This is a genomic window from Paenibacillus sp. BR1-192 (genome assembly GCF_029542445.1).
Taxonomy (GTDB): Bacteria; Bacillota; Bacilli; order Paenibacillales; family Paenibacillaceae; genus Paenibacillus_AQ; species Paenibacillus_AQ lautus_A.
On sequence record NZ_CP120718.1, the window covers coordinates 3,541,331 to 3,562,864 of the forward strand.

Annotated in this window: 19 protein-coding genes and 1 pseudogene; 5 read left to right on the top strand and 15 right to left on the bottom strand. The window is 46.7% G+C overall.

Annotated features, from left to right (window positions below; genetic code table 11):
- Positions 1 to 34: 34 nt before the first annotated feature.
- Positions 35 to 241, bottom strand: coding sequence for a DUF1657 domain-containing protein (locus P0X86_RS15740; protein WP_029197844.1), 207 nt, complete (start codon positions 239 to 241; stop codon positions 35 to 37).
- Positions 242 to 626: 385 nt separating this feature from the next.
- Positions 627 to 851 (bottom strand): hypothetical protein, encoded by a 225-nt coding sequence (locus P0X86_RS15745; protein ID WP_277748940.1) that lies wholly within the window; start codon positions 849 to 851, stop codon positions 627 to 629.
- 237 nt (positions 852 to 1,088) lie between these two features.
- On the opposite strand from P0X86_RS15745, the gene P0X86_RS15750 reads away from it, so the two are divergent.
- Positions 1,089 to 1,262, top strand: coding sequence for a hypothetical protein (locus P0X86_RS15750; protein WP_153784608.1), 174 nt, complete (start codon positions 1,089 to 1,091; stop codon positions 1,260 to 1,262).
- A gap of 174 nt (positions 1,263 to 1,436) precedes the next feature.
- Here the strand turns inward: P0X86_RS15750 and spoVAE are convergent, their stop codons facing one another.
- Genes spoVAE through P0X86_RS15770 form a run of 4 tightly spaced genes read right to left on the bottom strand, consistent with a single transcriptional unit; the run spans position 1,437 to position 4,189 of the window.
- Positions 1,437 to 1,787: a stage V sporulation protein AE gene (spoVAE, locus tag P0X86_RS15755; RefSeq protein WP_005832063.1), complete on the bottom strand. Its 351-nt coding sequence runs from the start codon at positions 1,785 to 1,787 to the stop codon at positions 1,437 to 1,439.
- The gene (spoVAD, locus tag P0X86_RS15760) at positions 1,784 to 2,803 is read right to left on the bottom strand and encodes a stage V sporulation protein AD (RefSeq protein ID WP_277748941.1); all 1,020 of its coding nucleotides are present in this window, start codon (positions 2,801 to 2,803) and stop codon (positions 1,784 to 1,786) included. Before spoVAD ends, spoVAE begins: the two co-directional genes overlap by 4 nt.
- 1 nt (position 2,804) lies before the next feature.
- On the bottom strand, positions 2,805 to 3,284 hold the full coding sequence (gene spoVAC / locus P0X86_RS15765) for a stage V sporulation protein AC (RefSeq protein WP_277748942.1): 480 nt from the start codon (positions 3,282 to 3,284) through the stop codon (positions 2,805 to 2,807).
- Positions 3,285 to 3,328: 44 nt separating this feature from the next.
- Entirely contained in the window at positions 3,329 to 4,189 is an 861-nt protein-coding gene (locus tag P0X86_RS15770; protein WP_100537086.1) for a DUF421 domain-containing protein, read from the bottom strand.
- Positions 4,190 to 4,399: 210 nt separating this feature from the next.
- Between P0X86_RS15770 and P0X86_RS15775 the strand changes: the two genes are divergently transcribed.
- The 3 genes from P0X86_RS15775 (at position 4,400) to P0X86_RS33305 (ending at position 5,686) form a co-directional block, all read left to right on the top strand.
- Positions 4,400 to 4,606, top strand: coding sequence for a DUF1657 domain-containing protein (locus P0X86_RS15775; protein ID WP_277748943.1), 207 nt, complete (start codon positions 4,400 to 4,402; stop codon positions 4,604 to 4,606).
- Positions 4,607 to 5,100: 494 nt separating this feature from the next.
- Positions 5,101 to 5,541, top strand: coding sequence for a phospholipase D-like domain-containing protein (locus P0X86_RS15780; RefSeq protein ID WP_256719840.1), 441 nt, complete (start codon positions 5,101 to 5,103; stop codon positions 5,539 to 5,541).
- On the top strand, positions 5,435 to 5,686 hold the full coding sequence (locus tag P0X86_RS33305) for a DUF421 domain-containing protein (RefSeq protein WP_326069412.1): 252 nt from the start codon (positions 5,435 to 5,437) through the stop codon (positions 5,684 to 5,686). The genes P0X86_RS15780 and P0X86_RS33305 overlap by 107 nt, the downstream gene beginning before the upstream one ends.
- Before the next feature lie 220 nt (positions 5,687 to 5,906).
- On the opposite strand, the gene P0X86_RS15790 is transcribed toward P0X86_RS33305, so the two are convergent.
- From P0X86_RS15790 to P0X86_RS15795, 3 genes are all read right to left on the bottom strand, one after another.
- Positions 5,907 to 6,950, bottom strand: a complete 1,044-nt coding sequence (locus P0X86_RS15790) for a YkvI family membrane protein (RefSeq protein ID WP_107338601.1) — start codon at positions 6,948 to 6,950, stop codon at positions 5,907 to 5,909.
- Between the two features lie 221 nt (positions 6,951 to 7,171).
- Positions 7,172 to 7,672, bottom strand: a complete 501-nt coding sequence (locus P0X86_RS33165; RefSeq protein ID WP_301554599.1) for a CBO0543 family protein — start codon at positions 7,670 to 7,672, stop codon at positions 7,172 to 7,174.
- 206 nt (positions 7,673 to 7,878) lie between these two features.
- Positions 7,879 to 8,133, bottom strand: a complete 255-nt coding sequence (locus tag P0X86_RS15795) for a hypothetical protein (RefSeq protein ID WP_277748944.1) — start codon at positions 8,131 to 8,133, stop codon at positions 7,879 to 7,881.
- 275 nt (positions 8,134 to 8,408) lie between these two features.
- Between P0X86_RS15795 and P0X86_RS15800 the strand changes: the two genes are divergently transcribed.
- Positions 8,409 to 8,798 (top strand): IS630 family transposase, encoded by a 390-nt coding sequence (locus tag P0X86_RS15800; RefSeq protein ID WP_254611240.1) that lies wholly within the window; start codon positions 8,409 to 8,411, stop codon positions 8,796 to 8,798.
- Positions 8,799 to 9,323: 525 nt separating this feature from the next.
- Here the strand turns inward: P0X86_RS15800 and P0X86_RS15805 are convergent.
- From P0X86_RS15805 to P0X86_RS15830, 6 genes and pseudogenes are all read right to left on the bottom strand, one after another.
- Positions 9,324 to 9,521: pseudogene (locus P0X86_RS15805) on the bottom strand (DapH/DapD/GlmU-related protein); the annotation flags it as partial.
- A 241-nt stretch (positions 9,522 to 9,762) separates the two neighbouring features.
- On the bottom strand, positions 9,763 to 15,222 hold the full coding sequence (locus tag P0X86_RS15810; RefSeq protein ID WP_277748945.1) for a CBM96 family carbohydrate-binding protein: 5,460 nt from the start codon (positions 15,220 to 15,222) through the stop codon (positions 9,763 to 9,765).
- A gap of 7 nt (positions 15,223 to 15,229) precedes the next feature.
- A complete protein-coding gene (locus P0X86_RS15815) occupies positions 15,230 to 17,575 on the bottom strand; it encodes a helix-turn-helix domain-containing protein (protein ID WP_277748946.1) in 2,346 nt (781 codons plus the stop codon).
- Positions 17,576 to 17,606: 31 nt separating this feature from the next.
- Positions 17,607 to 19,166 (bottom strand): extracellular solute-binding protein, encoded by a 1,560-nt coding sequence (locus P0X86_RS15820; protein ID WP_277748947.1) that lies wholly within the window; start codon positions 19,164 to 19,166, stop codon positions 17,607 to 17,609.
- Between the two features lie 75 nt (positions 19,167 to 19,241).
- On the bottom strand, positions 19,242 to 20,150 hold the full coding sequence (locus P0X86_RS15825; RefSeq protein WP_277748948.1) for a carbohydrate ABC transporter permease: 909 nt from the start codon (positions 20,148 to 20,150) through the stop codon (positions 19,242 to 19,244).
- Complete coding sequence (locus P0X86_RS15830) at positions 20,144 to 21,025, bottom strand: ABC transporter permease (RefSeq protein WP_277748949.1); 882 nt, start codon at positions 21,023 to 21,025, stop codon at positions 20,144 to 20,146. Before P0X86_RS15830 ends, P0X86_RS15825 begins: the two co-directional genes overlap by 7 nt.
- Positions 21,026 to 21,534 lie beyond the last annotated feature (509 nt).

Genomic DNA, 21,534 nt, shown 5'->3' on the forward strand with positions numbered 1-21,534 from the left:
CCATGCCGAGAAGAGATCGGCATGGCCTTTTTATTTAGAAACCTTTATACTGCGGTTCTTCCTGTTCAATTTGTTGTAACCGTGGAGTGACCTGGTCAATGATGTTTTGTGTCTGTTGCGCTGCATTTGTGAACGTGGTTTTGGCCTGCTGGTTTTGTGTATTTAACGCAAACTGTTCAAAGCTGGCCTGCGCGCTTTTTAATGAAGCTACAGCTGTTTTCACTTGAGAAGCTACCGTCATGTTGATCACCTCCTGAAATGGCATCCGTATATAATATGTCAACTCATCAGAAAATAAATGAATGGTAAAATTTGATGATTGGCTATTGTCAGGGTGCATACAAATATCAAAGGCGGAGCAACCCATTTTGGGCAACAGCCGGCCATTTGGTCCTATTTCGCAGGCATTCTACCGATGGCTCGAATCGCAAACATTTTTCACACACCGATTCTCCCAGTTGTTGCAGAAGTCCTCATATACTTGCTCTACGCCACAGTCGGATAGCATGTGCCTGGCCAAAAAGTCATACCAGAACTGGTCGAAAGACAAGGGCATCCGGGTTCCATATTGGGAACGAAGGGTTACATAGCGGTCCCAGATTTTGATTCGGAATGCTTCCAATTCATCACATCGCTCCATGTCGGTTCGCCATTAAGCGGGTATCGCTGGATATTTCTGACGTTTTCGCTTTTTCTTCGGAGAGCTTTTGAAATTGTTTCGCCCTTTCCAGATGAAAGGTACGTAATTGTTCGTGATACTGAGCCATTTTCATGTGCCAATCGTACATTTGCCTGACATAAGCGGCCTGGTCATGCGTATACATGGGCATTGCCTGTTTGATAAACTGCATTTGAAAACATTCCTCCTTGGGTTAGGTAAAGTTGAACTTACAGCATTAGTCTATGGCAGGCGCATAGAAGCGACAACGGCATCCGCCCGGTTTCCGGTCATTTTATCGGGTTGGTTGTCTATATGCAGGCGGAAACACAGCCTTTTGGGGACCTGACTCCTATGATGCATAAAGGATATGAAAATCGGAATAATATCAGTTGCATATTCTGAAAATGGCGAATGAAAAGGAGAAAATATGGAAAAAAGCGAACTTAAATCACAATTTAAACAGCGAATCAAAACGACAAGCAACAAATCTCCAATAATCTTGGATGGAAAGGCAAGTGAAAATGTTCCAACCGAGCCGAGTTTAATGGAGCGAACCAAAGAAGTGATGGAGAATATAGGAACCGAAATAAATAGCGTCTGACAGTATATGGCTTTTATAGCTTGGTCAACGTAACCTTTGAGATTATCGATGGGGACATTCCGTACAGATTGGAACAAGTAAATGTTTCTCATAATCAAAACCGGCCGGTTAGGGATCGCCCTGACCGACCGTTACAGTGTATTTTAGCCAACGAAATTCGGATTGGGCCACGTATTATCCTTTGGGTTTTACGAACAATGCAGCGAGAAACGAAAAAATAATCGCTGCGGATATTCCGGCACTGGTCACTTCGAAAATTCCGGTGATGATCCCAATCCAGCCATTGCTCTTTAGTTCTTGAAGCGCACCATGGACAAGCGCGTTACCAAAGCTTGTAATCGGGACCGATGCTCCTGCCCCGGCAAATTCAATCAGCGGATCATACCATCCAATTCCGTCGACAATCGCGCCCAATACAACAAGCAGGGTCATGGTGTGGGCCGGTGTAAGTTTCAAGACATCAAAACAAAATTGTCCGAAAACACAGATTGCACCTCCCACCAAAAAAGCCCAAAGAAAAATCATAATATCTCCCTCCCTGCCTCTATGGATACGGCATGAGCGATACAAGGAATGCTTTCCCCTTGTTGAAATGAAATCGGGGATAGCAGCGCCCCCGTAGCAACAACGAGGATTCGTTTCAGTTCACCACTTCGCATCCGATTCAGCAAATGTCCATAGGTAACAACTGCCGAACAACCGCAGCCGCTTGCTCCGGCCTGAACCATTTGGGTTTCATAATCGTAAATCATCATCCCGCAATCGGAATATTCGGTTTGTTCGATGGGAAAGTTATGTTTCTTAAACAATTTACAGGCGATTTCATATCCGACTTTCGCAAGATCGCCGGTAACGATCAAATCGTAATAACCCGGTTCAATTCCCAAATCCCGAACATGCGCCTCAATGGTGTCTACCGCTGCAGGAGCCATCGCTGCGCCCATATTAAACGGATCTTTAATGCCCATATCGATAACCCGGCCAATGGTGGCAGAAGTAACAACCGGTCCGTCACCTTCCATGGATATGATGGCAGCACCGGCCCCGGTTACCGTATATTGGGCGGTTGGCGGTTTTTGCGAACCGTACTCGGTCGGATATCGGAACTGTTTCTCCGCACCGGAATCATGGCTGCATGTCCCCGCCAATACAAATTTCGCCGAACCGGAATTTACAAGGTTAGCTGCTAATGCCAGACTTTCCATCGAGGTTGAACAAGCGCCAAACACACCGAGGTAAGGGATCGATAATGTTCGCGCGGCAAAACTGCTGCTAATGATTTGATTCATCAAATCCCCTCCTATGTAAAACTGGACTTGTTCCTTTGTCAACCCCGCATTTTCAATAGCCAGTTTTGCCGCTTCTTCAATCAATGCCTTTTCTGCTTTCTCCCAGCTCTTTTGTCCCATCATGGATTCTCCATGGACAATGTCAAAATCTTTGGCCAGCGGGCCTCTTCCTTCAAATGGACCCACTACCGTTGCTGTTGATCGGATGAACGGCTTGTTCTCAAATAGCCAACTCTGGTGTCCCTTTAACATATTAAGAGCCTCCCCCGCCTTTGATCAGCAAATGTACAATTCCTACCGCAAAGGCGGCGACTGTACCAAATACAATAACCGGTCCAGCCAGTTTAAACATTTTACCGCCAACACCGAGCACCATACCTTCACTCTGATGTTCAATCGCAGCGGATGCCATCGAATTCGCAAATCCCGTCACAGGCACTGCGGAACCCGCACCAGCCCATTGGGCAAACTTATCGTACACCCCCATGCTGGTCAGAATGACAGAAAGGAGTATCATAACCGCCACGGTAGGGTCTCCAGCTTTTTTCTCATCAAAGCCGCCCCAATGCACAAACATTTCCTGGATGGCTTGTCCAACCATACAAATGGTTCCGCCGGCTATAAAAGCACGAAGGAAGTTTTTGAGTATGGGTCTCGGAGGTTCGACGCTTTGCGCCAATTCTTTATATTCCTGTTGTACCCGCGTTAAATTTTTCTTTATATTATTTGCCATGAACATCCTCCTCGAATTTCAGCTGACGTATAATTGGCGAATTGTTAACGAATCAGCAATGGTTTAACTTCATCAATAATCTTTTCTAACGCTTTTGAACATTGCTCGTACATCTGCTTTGTATTTTGTTCTTTGGTAGATAAGCCAAACATTTCGAGATCCGCTTCACACTTTTTCAATGTTGCAAGCAACGCGGCTTTTTTCTGGGGTTTCGGTACTTTGATCTGATCATCAAATAAATCAACGTATAGCTGGCCATAGGAATCCACCTGTCCAAGAAATACGTTATCAATCGAAACACCTAATTTCTCCAGTTCCGTATCCAGCCATTTCCTGTTTAGACCTATCGTGGCAAGCGGTTCGTCCATTATTTTTCCATCCATAATGACCGATTGAGGTTCTTGTTCTGGCCCGACATTTATTCCCAGGTGTTTAGGCGTTAACGGTTGATTTTCCTTGGTTAAAAGAACGCTAACGTCACCGCTTGACTCCATGATGGCGAATTCAACATCGGCAGCTTTGAACACATTCTTTATTCGAAGCTGTTCCATAAGTTCATCCGTGGTAATCCTTTCTTTTTTTAGGTTATCCTCCATGATCTTGCCGTCCTTAATGAGCACTGTTGCTTTTCCGTCGAATAGGTCTCTTGCCGTTTTGCTTTTCAGCTGTAGAAATTCAATCCCTAAAGAAACAACGGTCCAAACCGTCATCGCAACCAAGCCTAAATACCAATTGGTCTCCAGATCCAACGAAACGTAAGCTGCAATGCTGCCGATCGTGATTCCGGTGATATACTCAAACAATGACAGCTGTGATACCTGCCGTTTCCCCAATATCTTCGTTAGGACAAAAAGAACCCCCATAGCCAATAACGTTCGCAAAGCGATTTCTAGCCAATCCGGCATAATATCACCATTCCTTTCCAATCACATTAATCGACAAAAGTTAATATGTCCCTATTCCATTATTTTCATACATTTCCATTTGAAAATTTTTCTAACGTATGCTTTTGTTGCGAGACGGAAATATTAATTTTGGTATTGGGAGAATGTAAGCATCTATTCCTATTACCCCTGAAACATTATCCTATCCTAAGGTAAAGGAGGTGACATTCCGTGACAGTTGCTTCTCAAGTGAAAACGTGCGTAGCATCTTTAAAAAGTGCTCAGGCGAGTCTGGAACAATTTGCTTTGGAAACACAAAATCAAGAAGCAAAATCGCTCTTTACGAATGCGGCCCAACAAGCACAACAAATCGTGCAGCAAGTAGAAAGCCGCGTACAACAGTTGGAAAATGAAGAGCCTCAATATAAGGGGTTTTAAGAAAAACAGACAAACCATGAATATTGAGGACATGGCTTGTCTGTTTTCATCGGTGAACAGATTAGAAAAGAGATCAAACCCTACAAGTTGAGTAGGGTTTGATCTCTTTTCGCCACTATTCTTTTGTTTAGACAGCTAACCTTGGATAAACCTAAACACTGCCGCCCCCATCGCCACTGCTAAAGTTGACAGTATCCAAGTTCCCCCTCGGCCCAACGCACGCCCATGGCTACGGCCGCCAAATGATGAAGGTTGGAATTGAATGCCGATCTTTTTTCCCCATTCGCTTCCCTTGGGCGCTGTCCTATTGGAGTTGCCGAAATCATTGTAAGATTGTTGTATTCGATGGTCAGGAAGCTTTTACTGGAGGCATCAATATCGGGGATGAATATACCGGATTAAAGTCGAATGTCGGCTTTTGACGCGACACCCATATTCGAATAGTGGGTTAACCTGCAAACGAACTGCAAGCAGTCTTCGACGCCCATTGGAATATCGCGCCTTACTTTGTGCCAGATGCAGACATTATTATGGCGATTAAAGCAGCTTTGGTTCGCGGTGTCCGAGTGCGCTTAGTTCCCCGCCACGTGGTATCGATCATCGTTGGAGCTGCAAGTCGGACCTACTATGGAGAACTTTTGGAAGCCGGGGTTCATATCTACCTCTACAATAAAGGCGTGTTGCATGCGAAGTTAATGATCATTGACGGAGAAATTGCCGAGATAGGCTCCTCAAATTTTGATTTAAGAAGCTACCGTCTGAATTATGAAGTGTGCGAAGTTGTGTACAGTTCTGAAGTAGCACGAAAACTGGCGGAACAATTCGAGCATGATCTTGCGGACTCCATTCCCTTACGGATGGAAGTCCCGCCTCAACGCACGCATTTGCAGCGGATTCTCGATCAAACGGCGTGCTTGCTTTCACCAATCATTTGATGAAAGAGGAAATGAAAAGTTGTTTCTTCAATTCTCAATTGAGTTCTTGCTAGGTTTTGTAGGATTGTCCATCATTACAAAGATGTTAGGGAAAAACCAATTTAGTCAAGTAACACCGTTTGACTTCATTTCAGCTATTTTTTAGGTGAAGTCGTTGGAAATACTCTATATGACATGCAACTGTCTACCCTATGCTGTATTCTTTATTCTTATGGAGGTCATTTATGTTAGCTATTAAGACGGCAGGCCAAAAGTCTTGGAAATAAGAAGTTGGATCGATGGAACCCTGTGCCTTAATTCCGATAGTAGCATAATTACCCAATAGTTGGATTTCGTGCCGAATCAACTTATAAAAATATGGAGACTTAGTCCCTGGGCATCCGTTGAGCTGCTAAAAAAATAAGAAGTATCAAACCCATATACCCAAATAGCGGATAAAGATAAGTAAGTAAGGAGGTGAAACCGGCTTGACTAATCAAAAAACTAGCAAGTAATATGCCAAGAACTAACCAACTTTTAGGAAGATTATATAGACTTTGGATTTGACGAGAAATTCCGAAAACATTGCCTATCAATGTGGTGAATATTTCTCCATAGATTACGAGCAAAAACAATACATGAAAAAACCGCCCGAAATCTCGAATAATCTCGGCCATCGGAATATCGTATTGAAGAATCTCGGGCATCTTTGAGCTCATTGCAAAATGGCTGACAAGAAGCATAAAACCAAGACCAATGCCTCCCCAAAACCCTCCCCATTTTAATGCGCTTTCGTCATCCACCTCACTCCCCAGAGGAACCATAACGGCTAGAATAAAAGCAAAATTCAATCCTGCATACACAAACGGACTCACGAACCACTTCAAATTGTACAGTTGTTGGTTCTGCCAACCGACTATATCAAAAATATTGTCTATTCTGACAACCTTTACGACAAGGAGAATAGTGAAAAAAAGCATCATGGGAACAACTAACGAGTTTACGAACATAATTCCGCTGATTTCCTTCGTCATCACCAGATAACACAAAACGATGCTGATGATAATACCCAGTTGATAGGGTAGACGGAGTTGTTCTTCGAAAATGGTACCGGTTCCTGAAAGCATCACGGCCGTTACCCCAAATAGAATAATAAAAGTCAAGGCATTTGCGACTTTGCCGAAAATCTTGCCAAACAGATAAACATTAAACTCCTGATATGAAAATGCTTTGATATGGTGAGCTAGAATCATCATTTTAGTGCCGATCCACACAAAAAGAAAGGTGCTGCATAAAATGCCTAATACCCCATAGGCTCCGTATACCGTGAAAAACTGCATAATCGACTGTCCTGAAGCAAATCCGGCTCCCACCACGGTTCCCGTATATGTTGCGGCGATTTGTATTATCATATTTGTATTTTTCTTCATATTTCACCCATGTCCTGGTAGAGAATAGAATCATTAAATTCTATGCTTAAAAAAAATGCTTATTCCAAAAGGAACTCGTTGTCAGCCGTTATGACGAGAATCGATAGTGGTCCGGTAGATCATCAATTAACAAACTTGAGTCTTTAACAATGACATGGTAAATATGCAGCTCATGAATCTGGGCATGATTTTTGGAATCGGTAAACTTATGGTTTTGGCCTTTATTTATCTACCGAGGATGAATCTGTGCAATCAACGCCCCGCTTGGCGATGCTCGAAGCCAGCAGATATAGCCCCACATAGATAGGAAACGAATATGTATGTTTCCAGTGAACGGGGTGGTATAAATCGGCCATTTGTGAGACCGGCTCGGCCACAAAAGCGGAAAATCCCCCAAATAGGAGAGCTTTGAACAACGGATGTATGCCAGACTTGTACTGGTGTAAGAACATAACCGTGACGGGAAGAAGTGAAAAATTCCATGGAAAATTAGCGGGCATGAATGGTATGACTTCCCAGTGATAATGCCAAAGTCCCATGGCAATCCCAAGCTGGTCCAGCCACGACGACACGATAATCATCATAAACCCGGATAGGAGAAACTGTCCCGTAGCTCTCTTATCCCGAAATCCGATCCAAAATAGCCAGGGGCATATCGATAAACCTACTCCCAACCACCATTGTCGCGTAAATAGTACGTGAGTGCGCCAAATGTCAGTCATGTTGCGGTGTGCTTAGACAATCAATTGATAGGCTTGTTCGATTACATGATGAATCTAATTTTCGTCCACCGATGCCACCCCTTTCCGTTATCCGGGTACCGATCATTTCATACAGTATATTCGACGTTACAAATACGCCAACCGGCGGCAAAGAAGTTGAAGGCGGTTGCGGTGGGACATAGCCGCTATAACCCGCCAAGCTTATATCAGTTGTCGCTACTCAGGTTCCATATTCGCCCGCCTGTAAAGAGGGGGAGCATCTGCAGGCGTCCGGTGAGAATCAGATGCCGAAGTTGAATCTGGACATCGTCATACATGGTTAAATGGCCGGAGTAAGCGGCGTAGGAGTAATGAAACACGATCTGCTGAGCGCTTTCATTCCAGCTTCCTTCAATCGGAATCGGTGTTCCGCGGAATTGGATGGTGCCTTGAATTTGTTGGTCCGGCAAAGCACACATCACGAGTTTGCCCCACACAACCGGTCTTTCGGCGACAGATGCATGAACTCCCCATATGGAAAAGGGAGGTAAACTCTTTGTACTTGTTTGAGCCGCGATGGACATAATTCATCACTCCTCAAAGTTGGATCACGTCATTATATGCGTCCTCGGCCGGCATTCAAGCGATCGGCAACACGGCAGAAGATTTGCCGCCCGTTCCTAGCGAACACCCGACGATCGGACGTGACCCGGAGTACAAGCGGTACGGTACGCTTAGCTGACTGGCAGGCATCGATCTGGTTACAGGTAAAGTGGTCGGTTCAGTAGAAGATCGCCATCGCAGCAAGGAATTTGTGAACTTCCTCAAAAAGTTGGACAGCACCTACGAACCGGGATTACGAATCCAAATTATTTTGGATAACCACTCCTCCCATACTTCGAAGGAAACCAGGGCATATTTGGAGACCGTGCCTGGGCGGTTCGAGTTTATATTTACGCCTAAACATGGTTCATGGCTCAACATCATCGAAGTGTTCTTCGCTAAAATGACCAAACAGGCGCTGCGGCATATTCGTGTTCAATCAAAAGAAGAATTGAAGGAACGCATTGAACAATACCTGCAGGAAGTGAACGCCAATCCGGTTCCGTTTCGTTGGAAATATGGTTTGGATGGGTCGGTTTCGTAATCTAACGATACTTTAGAACGTTCTACTAGTCTGGCCGTCATCGAGCAATAACGCCTGAAAATTTGAATTTACCAAATAACTGCTCGGAAATACTGATTTTTTCTGAAACAAGCATTAAATAACAAGAACTTAGTTACTCCTGTTCCTCACCGACACCGACTTAATGGGCGTATTTGTTCTATGCCGATGGCCACTATTATCTCCAAGTGTTAGTGGAGTCACATTTTTCTCATTTCTACGCTTGTGCGCCTGTTCCGTTGAGTAGGCACTTTCCCAAATTTGTTTCAATTCCATTACGGCAGTTCTTAGACAACTATCTAATCGGTAATCGGCTCATATTCTTGTCCTTTACGGCAATCGGTACAAGTTCTTGTCCTTTGCTCGGGACTCGAACTTGTACCGATAAAATAAAAAAGCCGCTAAATTAGCGACTTTCAATGGGAGCATGTTCTTGTCACTCGACAGCCGTTAATTCAAACAAAAGCAGCCAATCATGTGGGTTGGCTGCTTTCTTGTATTTTAGTGCTATCTTTCCCTTTTACTTAATCTAATTTTTTTAATTCTTCGTTTCTCTGAAATGTGCTCAAGTACCTTGGCTGGATTACCCGCGACTATCGTGTTTGCTAGCACATCTTTCGTTACAATTGAACCAGCTGCCACAATGGAATTATTACCTATTGAAACACCTGGAAGAACTGCACAGTGCCCTCCAATCCAAACATTTTTCTAATCGGTAATCGGAAACAAGTCCTTGTCCTTGGTTGGGACAAGAACTTGTTCCGAAAAAAAGCCCTAAATAGCGATTTTCAATGGGACTATGTTTTGTCCCTCGACACCGATTGGTAGTTAATACTTGATTTGGCATACACACATTCCCCGCAGCCACGGAAAGGAATTGCAAACAGATCTTGCTTCTGTTGGCAGCTCCTGTTTATAGTTGGAGACGAAGTGGAAATGAAATGGTCTAGATTTTATGCTCAAGCAGTCTTAGAACTATAATAACAGCTTCGGCGCGGGTAGCAGGTTCCAGTGGAACAAACCAATTTCCGCTTCGTCCCTGTATAAGATTCATTTTCACTGCGTGAGTCACTTGACTCTTGGCCCATTGAGGAATCCGTGCATCATCCTGGAATCCGGTGTCTTGTACGCCTCCCGTTTTTTCCTGCCGGACACCGGTCAAATTTTCCACTGCCCTGACTAGCATCACCGCAATCTCCACACGTCTGATATTGCGCTCAGGCCCAAAGGAGTGATCAGGATAACCTTGCAGAATCCCTGCTGAAACGGCACTTCCAACATCTTCCCTGGCCCATAAAGGTATAGAAGATTCATCTTGAAAGCTGCCGGTGTCGCCTCTCTGTGCTTGCGGCAAAGCCAAAGCTCTTGCCAGCATGACGGCAAATTCGACCCGTGTCAGTTCAGCATCCGGTCTAAAGCTGCCATCCGGATAACCTTTCACAATCCCTTGTTGAACTGCCTGCTCGATCCAGGCCGATGCCCAGTGATTGTTCAGGTCGTGATAGCCCGAATCTGCTTCCTGCCCGGATACTGCGAACACAGCAAATTTGGTGAAGTGATCCGTTTCTGCCGTCACATAACCGTCCGCATGCTGGCTTTCCATAGGTACCCACTGTACTGATTTCTCATCCAGATAAAACAAGACCGGTTCCTGCCCCTTACGAAGCAGCGACGGATCATATTGCAGCTTCAGCTTCACAGGTTTCTTGAAGAAGCCCGGCTGGCTTTTGAGCACCTCATACACGGAGCTAAGGATAACCTGACCCGGCTGTAACAGAGCATCGATCTCATCCAGCTCTTGAATGGTGATTCGAAGAGCACGGGGATCCGCTCCTTCGGGAATGTCAATCTGTATTCCCTTGCCCAAAGACACCTTTCCACCAGCGCCAGGCTGCAGAAGAATTCCCCCGTTTGTCGCCTGATTACCCGGTGACTCCGTCCCCGGAGCGGGCTGACCGTTACCCGGATTTACGGATACCGGAGGCACTTCCGGTTCAGGACCGGAACCGCCGCCCGGTTCTTCGATGGGAGGATGTGGATCAGGCTCTATAATCCATTGAAACGAACGGTACAGACTTGGCTGCTTGGATGAGCCGATTCCCGATGCCCATTCAATCCAGCCTCTTCTCCCGTTGCCGTCGTGATCATTCACCAGCAGCGAAAAGCTTACTGACTCTCCAGCTGCAGGTAAAATGCCTGCAAGTTCGGACCACGGAAGTGCCAATTCATATGTGGTAAGCTTCTCCTCCTCTTGGCGAGTTACGCTTGCCTGTACGGAAGAAACAATCCCATCAGGAAGACCACCGGCAGTCTTCCATCGATATACCTGAGGCCCTTCCGGCGTATCGGCTATACCATACTCGAACCATTCCTTCGACTCTCCAGGAATGCCATAGGATAATCCGAACTGAATTCCGTCATTGTTCCAGATGTCCTCTCCCTTTGACGGTGCAGCATGAATGTCATCCCGGATTTCGGCCTTCAGATAAAAATGATCGTCATCATACCGCAACCAGACTTTTCCGCTTAAATCATCCACTCCTGCATAATCTTTGAGCTTTACGGTTCCTTCTGATAAATCAATGTCGGGTATATCGCTGAATTCCGTCTGGATCGGTTGAAAATTGAGATTGCCCTTATATTCAAATCCCGATAGTCCGCTGGCATTCGTGTATTCCAGCTTTACCTGTACAGGCACGTTTTGACCGGTATCTACTCCGGTCACCGGAATCTGAATAGCCTCTGATCCTTCCGGTTCAACCGATGTGTTCAAAGTCCGGCTGCCGGTCTGTCCATTGACCTGCCAGGATAAGCGGCTGATCGGCAGTTCATTGTATTTGCTGAAATTGTTCACGACAACATTCAGGCTTTTTTCGTAGCCGCCATTCTCCAGCTCATTCAGCATGGGACGCACTTGTACTTTTCTAGCCTCCAGTGTCTGGACCTCATATCGCAGATGACCAAAGGTCCGGCCTTCGCTCTTAAGATAAACATCAATGCGGCGATAGCTTTGATGTACGGCTTCCGGAATGGTGATCATTTGCTGCTCATCTTCAAGGTGAGATACTGAGATCGGATAACTTTCACCCTCGGCCTCCAGGCACACGGAAAGAGCTTGCCCTGTCTGGTTATCAATTTTAACCTTGAAGCTCACGGGTTCTCCTGTGAAATGATCCTCACCATCTATGGCAAACGTCTTATCCAAAGCCAGGTCAGCGATATCCCCTTTCACATATACCGGTTCACCGTTCAGCGTTAAATAAATGGAGCCATTCAGGGGATAGTAAGTCTCTGTAATTCCTGAGAGATCGGTGATGCTGACCGGCTGATTCGTCTTCAACGCAGCTTGAACCGGTTCTGAGGAAACGGACCAGATTACGCGAAGCGATTCGTTGTTCTTCTGAAACCGGTAGCTTCGGATCTGCGGGTCCCAGCTCTCCTGATTCTCGAAGCTTGCCCCCGTCAGCTCTCGTGTCATCACAGAATAGGATACATAAGCAGGTTTAGGGACATAGGCACCGAGCGGATCTTCAGCAAAACGGATCAGCCCGAAATTATGCTCATTATAATCTGCAGTCAGCCCATCATTCATCAGATTATACCAGTATACTTTCTCGACACCGTTTGCCAATGCGACCACATGGGACCGTACTGCATAATCAGCTTGTGTCTTTTCGTCCACTCCGCTGGCGGTTTGATGGGTAGGCCAGCCGATTTCCGTAATCCAGATCGGCTTTAATTCTCCACCGTTATATTTCTTGATCAGATTCTGAAGGTCACGGAGCCCGACCTCCATCCCTTCCGGTGCCTGCGGGTAGCGATAAGGATGAACCGCTACAACATCCATGTAATCCAGTCCGCCGCGCTTAAACACCTCTTCGATCCAGTTCAGCGGAATCCCGGCAGTTGCTATACCGATAACCGGCATTTCCGGATTTGAGGCCTTGATCCGATTATAGGTTTCAACCAGCAGCTCGAAGTAATAATCCGGCCTTGAATCGGCTGGACTGTCGCCGCGTTTACCAAACCCTCCGTTGAACTCATTGTATACCTGAATGCCGTAAAGCTGATCTTTGTAATGTTCGACATATGCATCCGCATAGCCGGCAAAGCCCTCACGGCCTTCCTGAGTATATGGCGTAGCATTATTATCATAAAACGGGTTGTTGTAGGCTGATACAAAGAGCGGTCGAACACCTTCTGTCTCCAGCTTCTTCATAAAGAAATCCGGCTGCGGAGTAAACGTATACTCCCCTTTGGTTTTTTCTATACTGCCCCATTCCATCCCGCCGCGTGCAGAGCCAGCGCCCGCTTTAGCGATCAGCTCAGCAAGAGCTGCATCCCATCCGACAGCAGTTCGATGAAGATGAGCTGCGATCCCGAACGGCGAATCGGCAACCGCCCTGATATCAAAGGGCGAGAGAATGGCAAAGGTCGTTTTAAACATGCTGGAACTGCTACCCTCTTCATTTACCGATACCTCGAGTGTGTAATAACCGGGTCCGATCTGCGATGGCTCAATAACAGCCATTCCGTTCTGCGGATTGACAGATCCCGCGGCTTTGACAGCACCAGCCATATTACGGATCGTCCACTCTGCAGAAGGCTTTAAAGTATGCAATTCAAATTGAACCTGCTCACCCTGAAGAAATACATTGCCTAACCGGGTCTGCTTCAATTCGGTTCGAGGAAGTGCGACCGTCAGATAGGGTCCGTCCAGGCTCCATTCTTGCGAGGAATAAGATGCTTCAACTTTAAAAGTATAGCGCCCGCCTACCTGGAGACCGTTTATAGAATATTCGGTTTCAGTACCTGGCACTATCCCGATTTCGCTGCCATTCTGGAGGATCCGGTATCTATCTGGCGTCTCTCCTACTCCGGCTTCGCTCCAGTTCAAGTCTACCCCGTCTTCACGGATATGAGAGGCTGCCAAGAAAGAGTCCACTGGCCATGAAGGAGCTTGGGCTGATTGTCTATCACTAGAAATTTCAAGATAAGGATGATACTGACTGTTCTCCTTGCTGTGAAGTTGAATAACCAGTCCATTCGCAGCCTCTTGAAGTAATCCGAAGCTGATCTGCTCTAGGCCAAGCTCGCGCTGCTTCTTCACATAAGAAGTCACATCTACTTGGTGCCACTTCCATGTCTTATCTGCTTTAAACGTACCGAGATAATGATCCGCATCCGGCTTCGTCAGCCATGTGACCATCGCCTCCTGCCAAGAAAGGTCCTCAACACCATAAACTTGTGTATCGATCACAGATCCTCCGCCGTCTGTGACAGCACCATACAAATGAAGTACAGCAGTGCCCACTTCCGCACGGTATGGAGCCGTGTCAAACTTCAGGAATGCTTGGCGGGTTACATTAGGATCTGAATTTACATTCTTCACCAGAAGACGTTCTGCACTGCCGTAGTTGTTCATATTGCTGTTCCCGTTGTTAACGTAAGCATCATCTAGAGGGACAAAAGATGCGGTCTCCGGAAGGGTCAATACAAGCTGTGGCCCTCCTTCAGACCACTGGCCAGTTGCATCTTTGGCCTCCACTCGAAATGTATACGTTAGCCCGCCGATTAGTGATTTGGTTCTGAAGCTTCTGACTAAACCGCCGGTCTCTCCAACCGGCTGATCATTGATAAACACTCTATACATGACAACGCTTACATCATCAAGAGCAGCGCTCCACTCGAGTTCAACGCCCGCAGGGCTGGCGGTGATTGCAGACAACTCGCTGCCATCCGGCCAGACAGGGGCTGATTGATCGAGGGACGGTTCATAGACCACTTTCAATCTCGGGGGATACACGGAATTCTCTTTACTGTTCAGATCCACCACCAAGCCGATAGGTGCGCTTTGTTTCAGACCAATGCTGGCAATTCCACCGTTCACGGTCTGCTTGCGGATATAATCGGTCACATCGACTTCATACCACTGCGCAGGACGAACAGCGGTAAAGGATCCAATCACTTCTCTCAGAGCAGGTTTGTTCTTCCAGGTCATCGTACTTTCGGTCCAGCTGTTGTTGTCTACTTCATGAAGCTGAATATCCACTTGATTCCCAGCTCCGTCAGTTACCTGTCCGTATACGGCAAGGGTAGCCGACTGAACAGGTCCGCTAACCTCCTGCAAATCAAATTTCAGGAAAGACTGGCGTGTGACATTACGGTCTGCCTGCATATTTTTCACTCTCAAAGTGGCTGCGGTCCCATAATTGTTATTTTCATTTGCCGCACCGTCGTTCACGTACGTATCATCTGAAGGAAAAATATCAGCTGTGACGCTGCCCACAGGCTCGGCACCCTCCGGCTCAGCACCTGCAGCGCCCGCCTCCCAGAACAAGGAATAAACCATCGCGAAAATGAGTACATGAACGGTCCATCTTCTTGCCGACTTCCTCATTATCATAGTACCGTCACTCCTTATCGTAATCTTTTATTTGGTCCGGATCGGAAAAGTGTTCACGGTATTCAGTCGGAGTTCGTCCCGTGATTTTCTTGAAAATTCTCACGAAACTGTTGACATTGGAGTATCCGACCATTTCTGCAATCGTTCTTATTTTTTCGCCGCTGCCGGACAGCAGTTCCTTGGCCTTATTCATCCTGAGTTCCATTAAGTAATCAATAAAATTGCATTCCGTCTGCTCTTTGAACAGCTTGCTCAAATGAGATACGCTGATGCCGAACTCACTGGCAAGCAGGTTCAGGGACAGGTCATTACGCATGTAATGCTCCTGCAAATACAGAAGCACCTTGTCGATGACTTCGCTGCGTTCACGGCCATTGCGCTTCTGCCGGATCAATTCGATAATGCTGTTCATTGCATCGGCGGTGAAATCCTCCAGCTGCTCCAAGCGTTCATACAGGCTGAGTCTTTCATAAAGCGATTGCTCAGGAAACAGGCGGCTATGATCTACCCCGATCTCAGCGGCCGCTGTGGCTGCCTTCATCATACACTGAACGACAAGCTGAACGATTAACTCCGGGGGAACGCTCTGCTCCGCAAGCAGCTCAAACCAACGCCTTACCTGATGACGCATTTTGTCATTGTCCTGAAGCTTGACGGCTGCGAGAATATGATCTGTCATCGCTACCAGCCGGTACAGCTTCGGAGACGGCTCGCTTGAAATATCGTCCGCGGTGATGATCGTATTGCCTCCGGTCACTAGCTTGTATCTTAAAGCCTCTGCCGATGATTTATAGGATTGATGGAGATTCTTCAGTTCACGGACCGCTTCTCCGATTCCAATGGTGACCGTACGGCCAAAATACTCCTGAACAAAATCCTTAAGCAAGTCGGCTACCGACACCGCCCGCATCATCACTCTCTGCTCATCTTCAGAATCTTCAAAACTCATTAGAATCACGGCTTTCCCGCTTCCGGTTTCCGCAGCGAGGCCCAGATTTTCTGCATTGATCAGTTCCTCGGCCACATTACATAAAGCGTAGCAGTACAGTGTCAGATCACGCGGGCCCGGAATATCCTGACGGTTATCAAATTCAACACTCATGACGATATATTGTCCGCTGTGGAGACATGCCCCAATGCGGGTCATAAGTGACTGCAGTGGAGCAAGACTGTTCCGGTTTCCCGAGATCAGATCCGTCATCAGCTTCCATTTGATATACGGCCTGCTTTCGTGCAAATCCTTTTGCAACTGCTCCCGATCCAGGAGTATTTCCTGCACGGTAGATTCTAAATATTGAAATTCATCGCGATAGGGCTTTTTGGAGGTGGTCACCTTGAGATGCTGACTCATCGATTGAATAAAGCGGTTAACCGGCTTGTAGGTCCATCTCCCGATCACGGCCGCCGATATGGCAGCTGCGATAAACAATACCAGAGCCAACAGTATCAAAGCATTCCGGATGCTTTCAAGCGGGCGTGTCATCTGCACATCCGGCACGACACGCAGAATACTCCAGCCGGAATAATTGCTTTTTACAAAAAATACGGATGACTCCGTCTCCTCTACATTGCTGGAGAACATGCCTTCATCCTCGGCTGCCTCCATCATACTGCTGATATACGGAAACTCGCTGATATCTTTGCCCAGCTTGCTCTTATCATGATGCAGCACTACGACGCCTTCCCGATCCACTACAAATGTCTCACCAACATCATCTCCGGAAGAGTTGCGAATCAGATCAAACAAAACATCTTCCTTTACGTTGACCGCTACAGCCCCCTTTCTTCCGGCTGGGGAATGAATCAGCGGGTAGGTACGGACCAGGGTTGTCACATTGCGGAATATAGGATAATTAGACCGGCTGAGCTGAATTTTACGGGTCGGCATCCAGTTGGCATAACCGTCATAATGCCGAAACTGGTTGATCCACTGAAAGTCCTGCTGCAAATCCTGTTCCGTGAGTATGTTCCCGGACACGAGGCGGTTCTGAACGTATGAATAGAAATCCACGGAAAAAATATAGTCATTGCTGTTGATGACATTCGTGATCATGTTCGTGATCCGGTACCGGTTGTTCCTCATGGCCTGCTCACTGAGCTCGTATTCAAAAAAACGGATGATTTCGTCGTTTCTCAGCAGCTGTATGGCCTGTTTATCGATGTTTTGAAGAGCGAGGTTCAGCTTATGCTCCTGCTGCTTGAGCAGCTCCATGTTCGTTGCGGTCAGCTGCCGGTTCAACTGTCCATTAAAAAAAATATAGGTTATAAAAATCGAAGAACAGACAAGGAAGAGCAGCATAGTGGAAAGCATGACAATCGCGTTAATCAACCGCTTATTATGAATTCGCCCCATTGCTCCCCCACCTTGTCTGTGTTTCATTCATTTAAAAGTTGGCTTTATTGTCCTCGTACCATTGCTGTGCTGCTTGTTCGGCTTCCGGTCCGCCCAGGCGGTTCCACTCTTTACGAATTTCCTCGATCGCCCAGTCAGCCGTATATTTCTCTCCCTGCGTTACTGTCGTAGCCCGGGTTTCGCGGATGAATGTATCCAGTGTAGACCGGATTTCATTGATTTCATCGAAATTCGGCTGATACGGGATGTCTCGGCGGAACTCGTTCTTTAACGCCGTCTCCAACGCCTCTGCACTTAGCAATGCAAGACGCTGTGACAGCTCGTCATCCGCAGCCTGCTTGATCAGATCCTCCGGCTTCACGTCGATTTGTCTTAGAACGGCATACTCATTTGCATATAAAACCTCTTTATTGTATTTGTCCGAATCAAGACGCTTTACGGTATCTCCGGATTTAGTATAATGAACCCCTTCTTCTCCGTTCATCAGCGTGAACCATCCTTGATCCACAATCCAGTCCAGGTATTTCACAGCAGCTTCAGGGTCTTTCATTTCTTTGTTGAAAGCCACAAAAATATGTGGGATCGCTTCCTGGTAAAGACCATACTTTCCGTTGACGGTCTCTACCGATTCCAGCGGAACCGGATTGGCATCCGGCACGTTGGCCAGCAAGTCCTTCAGCATCAGCTCAACCTGGCCCGAACTCCATTGAGACATCCAGATTCCCGCTCTGCCTGTAGTCCAGAGTTGATTCGCACGCTGATTGTTGCTGTCAGTGAAATATTCTTTATCCACCAATCCGAGATCAAACAGCTCTTTCTCCAAGGCAATCGCATCGCGAAAACGGTCCAGCGTTGCACCGTACTTCATTTGGCCGTCTTCCAGATACCACTGAAAATTCATGGCAGCATTCAAGGCGCCATAAATATCCACAGCATTGGGCCCGACAATCGGTGTGCTGTCCGGATAACGCTCTTCGAATGCCTGGGCAACCTGAATCAGTTCATCGACCGTCTGGGGCTTTTCCATTCCGATCTCATCCAGCCAATCCTGACGAATCCACATGCCATGGTTTGCAACAGCGGTAATGGGCCGTTTCGTTGCGACCGCATACATTTTTCCATCATCGAAAGTCAAATGAGCTTTTAATTCCGGGTTCTCCTCCAAGTACTTCTTGTATGAAGTGCTGTATTGTTCGATGTATTCATCAACAGGCTGGACGACCCCCTGCGAGACAAGCTTGCCGATATAGGCACGGTCGAATTCCCAGATCAGATCCGGAGCCTGGTTGGAGGCAATCATCACGTTCAAAGTATTCTGGGATTCGTTACGCGGGACAGGAACAATCGTCACATCAATGCCGGATTGTTCCCGAATCCATTTTACCCAGCGGTTATCTTCATAAGTGCCTTCGTCGCTGGACACCTGTCCACGGTCAAACATCGAGATGCTGACTTTCATGCTGTCCCCCGTGCCTCCATTCTGAGTAGCAGCATTCGTACCCTTGGCTCCGCCGTTCGAGCATGCGCTCAGCATCATAGCCGCAGCCAGCATGATCAGAAACAAAAGCCGTCCCTTGTGTGTTGGTTTCATGTTTACCGATGACCTCCAATGATTTGAATTTAGTATAACAAATGAGCAAAAAAAGCGCATTCATTAATTAACGCATTACCCCTTCACCGAGCCGAGCAGCACCCCTTTAATGAAATGCCTCTGCAGAAAAGGATACACGCACAAAATCGGTACTATGGCGATGACAACCGCCGCTGCGCGTATGCCTTCCGGCGTGAGGGCAACCTGCTGAACCCCTTCCCCGCTCCGGAGCATTTCCGGACTCAGAAGGGAAATCATTTGATGCAGCTTAACCATCAGTGACAATTTATCCGTATCTCGGATATAGATTAATACATTCATATAGGAGTTCCACCATCCGACGGCGTAAAAGAGAGTCAGGGCAGCGATGACCGGTTTACACAGCGGCAGGACAATCTGCCACAAAATCCGGGCTTCTCCGGCACCGTCGATTTGGGCCGATTCTTCCAACTCGTGCGGCAGCCCCTCCATAAAAGACTTCATGACAAACATGTTGTAAGCGCTGATTAGTGCAGGGAACCATAGCCCCCAGTAGCTGTTAACCAGCCCCAGGCTGTTGATCAGCAGGAAGTTCGGAATCAGCCCTCCGCTGAATAGCATGGTGAACAGAATGAGCATCAGCATCGTATTTCTGCCTCTGAGGCGGGATTTTGAAAGAGGATATGCCGCAATAATGGTAAAGACCATATTCAATCCCGTTCCAACGACGGTGATCAGAAATGTGTTCTTCATCGCGACAAACAGCTGTCCATCCTTGATCAGATTCATGTATGCGTTCAGGTTAAAATCAACCGGCCACATGAAAACTTCAGCAGCATTAATAGCCCTGCTGCTGCTGAAAGATACCGCAATAATATTTATGAATGGAAACAACGTCGTATATGCACACAGAGCCAATAAGAGATAATTCAGCCCATGCAGCAGTTTCGATTGAATGAACGGACGGCGGAGCGGCTTAGCTATCGATCTTGTGTCTGTTACCATAAGCCTCTCTCCCCCAATGCTTTAATGATCCGGTTCACCGACACGATTAAGATGAGCGCAATCAGTGACTGAAACAGCCCGAGAGCCGTGGTATAACTGTATTGCAAATTCACAATGCCCCGGGTGTACACGAACGTGCTGATGACTTCCGCTACACTTGTAACTGCCGGGTTCCGCAGAGCATAGACCTGCTCAAAGCCGACATCCATCATGCGCCCGACTTGGAGAATCAATAAAATCGCAATCGTGCTGCGAATGCCTGGAAGGGTTATGTGCCAAATCTGTCTGATCTTGTTCGCCCCATCGATTTTAGCAGCTTCGTACAGTGTCGGATCAACCGATGCCATCGCAGCCAGATACAAAATGGTTCCGAATCCGGCTTCCTTCCAGATCCCTGATCCGATAAACGTGACCGGCCACCAAAACTTATCGGCAAGAAAATAGATCGGTTCGAGGCCGAACGCCTGCAGTACATAATTGACAAAGCCGGTTGACGGAGAGAGCAGGGCAATAATGATGCTTCCCAGCACAATCCAGGAAATAAAATGAGGGATATAGAGCAAATTTTGCAGTGTTCGCTTATACCACTCCACCCGAACCTCATTCAGCATAATGGCCAGGATAATCGGAACCGGGAATGCAAAAACCAGATGATACAAATTGAGAAGCATTGTGTTTTTAAGCACCAGATAAAAATCTTTGCTCGAAAACAGTTTTTCAAACTGTTCGAACCCGACCCACGGACTGCCCCAGACTCCGTCTGACAAGCGGTAATTCTTAAATGCAATGATCTCTCCCGCCATCGGAGCGTACTTGAATAAAAGCAGATAAGCTGCAACCGGAAGCAGCAGCAGGTAGAGAAAACGGTTACGCATGAGATCTTTCCATAACGTAGATTTTGGTTTCACTGCTTTTTGCGAAGATATACGGGCTTTTAAAGATGCCTGCCGATTCATGTGTGTCTCCTTTCTGTATGTAATGTTGCACTTCTCTTTTCAGCTCCTCTCCAAGCTATCACAGCAGTCTGAACTGGTGAAATATTCCGTTTTTGTGGGGCTACACTTTCCGCGTGACCGGCTGTATTCTTTTTTTGTGATGACACACCAATTCGATGAATATTGATCGCACTTTCCTTGATGCTTCTGGTTTTCTTAACAACAACAAAAAAATCCCCCAATGTTTGGGGGAAGAAACACACGTGTCTTTATATGTAGTTTGTAGGTCAAGGTCAATCTGAATAAATTCATTTCTCACTTGTTCCAGTTCAAAAAATTTAAATGTGTTTTTATCAGATAACGATTAACAGCAAATAATTAGGAATAATTCAAAGTATTATTCCAAAGGTCTTCTTATTATCATAACCCAAAACAAATACTTCTCCCCT

Excerpts from the sequence above, each read along its gene's own strand:
- P0X86_RS33305 (WP_326069412.1), top strand. The coding sequence starts at position 5,435 with ATGATCTTGCGGACTCCATTCCCTTACGGATGGAAGTCCCGCCTCAAC.
- P0X86_RS15745 (WP_277748940.1), bottom strand. The coding sequence starts at position 851 with ATGCAGTTTATCAAACAGGCAATGCCCATGTATACGCATGACCAGGCC.
- P0X86_RS15830 (WP_277748949.1), bottom strand. The coding sequence starts at position 21,025 with ATGCGTAACCGTTTTCTCTACCTGCTGCTGCTTCCGGTTGCAGCTTAT.
- P0X86_RS15790 (WP_107338601.1), bottom strand. The coding sequence starts at position 6,950 with ATGAAGAAAAATACAAATATGATAATACAAATCGCCGCAACATATACG.
- P0X86_RS15750 (WP_153784608.1), top strand. The coding sequence starts at position 1,089 with ATGGAAAAAAGCGAACTTAAATCACAATTTAAACAGCGAATCAAAACG.
- P0X86_RS33165 (WP_301554599.1), bottom strand. The coding sequence starts at position 7,672 with ATGACTGACATTTGGCGCACTCACGTACTATTTACGCGACAATGGTGG.
- P0X86_RS15815 (WP_277748946.1), bottom strand. The coding sequence starts at position 17,575 with ATGGGGCGAATTCATAATAAGCGGTTGATTAACGCGATTGTCATGCTT.
- spoVAE (WP_005832063.1), bottom strand. The coding sequence starts at position 1,787 with ATGATTTTTCTTTGGGCTTTTTTGGTGGGAGGTGCAATCTGTGTTTTC.
- spoVAC (WP_277748942.1), bottom strand. The coding sequence starts at position 3,284 with ATGGCAAATAATATAAAGAAAAATTTAACGCGGGTACAACAGGAATAT.
- P0X86_RS15820 (WP_277748947.1), bottom strand. The coding sequence starts at position 19,166 with ATGAAACCAACACACAAGGGACGGCTTTTGTTTCTGATCATGCTGGCT.
- P0X86_RS15825 (WP_277748948.1), bottom strand. The coding sequence starts at position 20,150 with ATGGTAACAGACACAAGATCGATAGCTAAGCCGCTCCGCCGTCCGTTC.
- P0X86_RS15740 (WP_029197844.1), bottom strand. The coding sequence starts at position 241 with ATGACGGTAGCTTCTCAAGTGAAAACAGCTGTAGCTTCATTAAAAAGC.
- P0X86_RS15810 (WP_277748945.1), bottom strand. The coding sequence starts at position 15,222 with ATGATAATGAGGAAGTCGGCAAGAAGATGGACCGTTCATGTACTCATT.
- spoVAD (WP_277748941.1), bottom strand. The coding sequence starts at position 2,803 with ATGTTAAAGGGACACCAGAGTTGGCTATTTGAGAACAAGCCGTTCATC.
- P0X86_RS15770 (WP_100537086.1), bottom strand. The coding sequence starts at position 4,189 with ATGCCGGATTGGCTAGAAATCGCTTTGCGAACGTTATTGGCTATGGGG.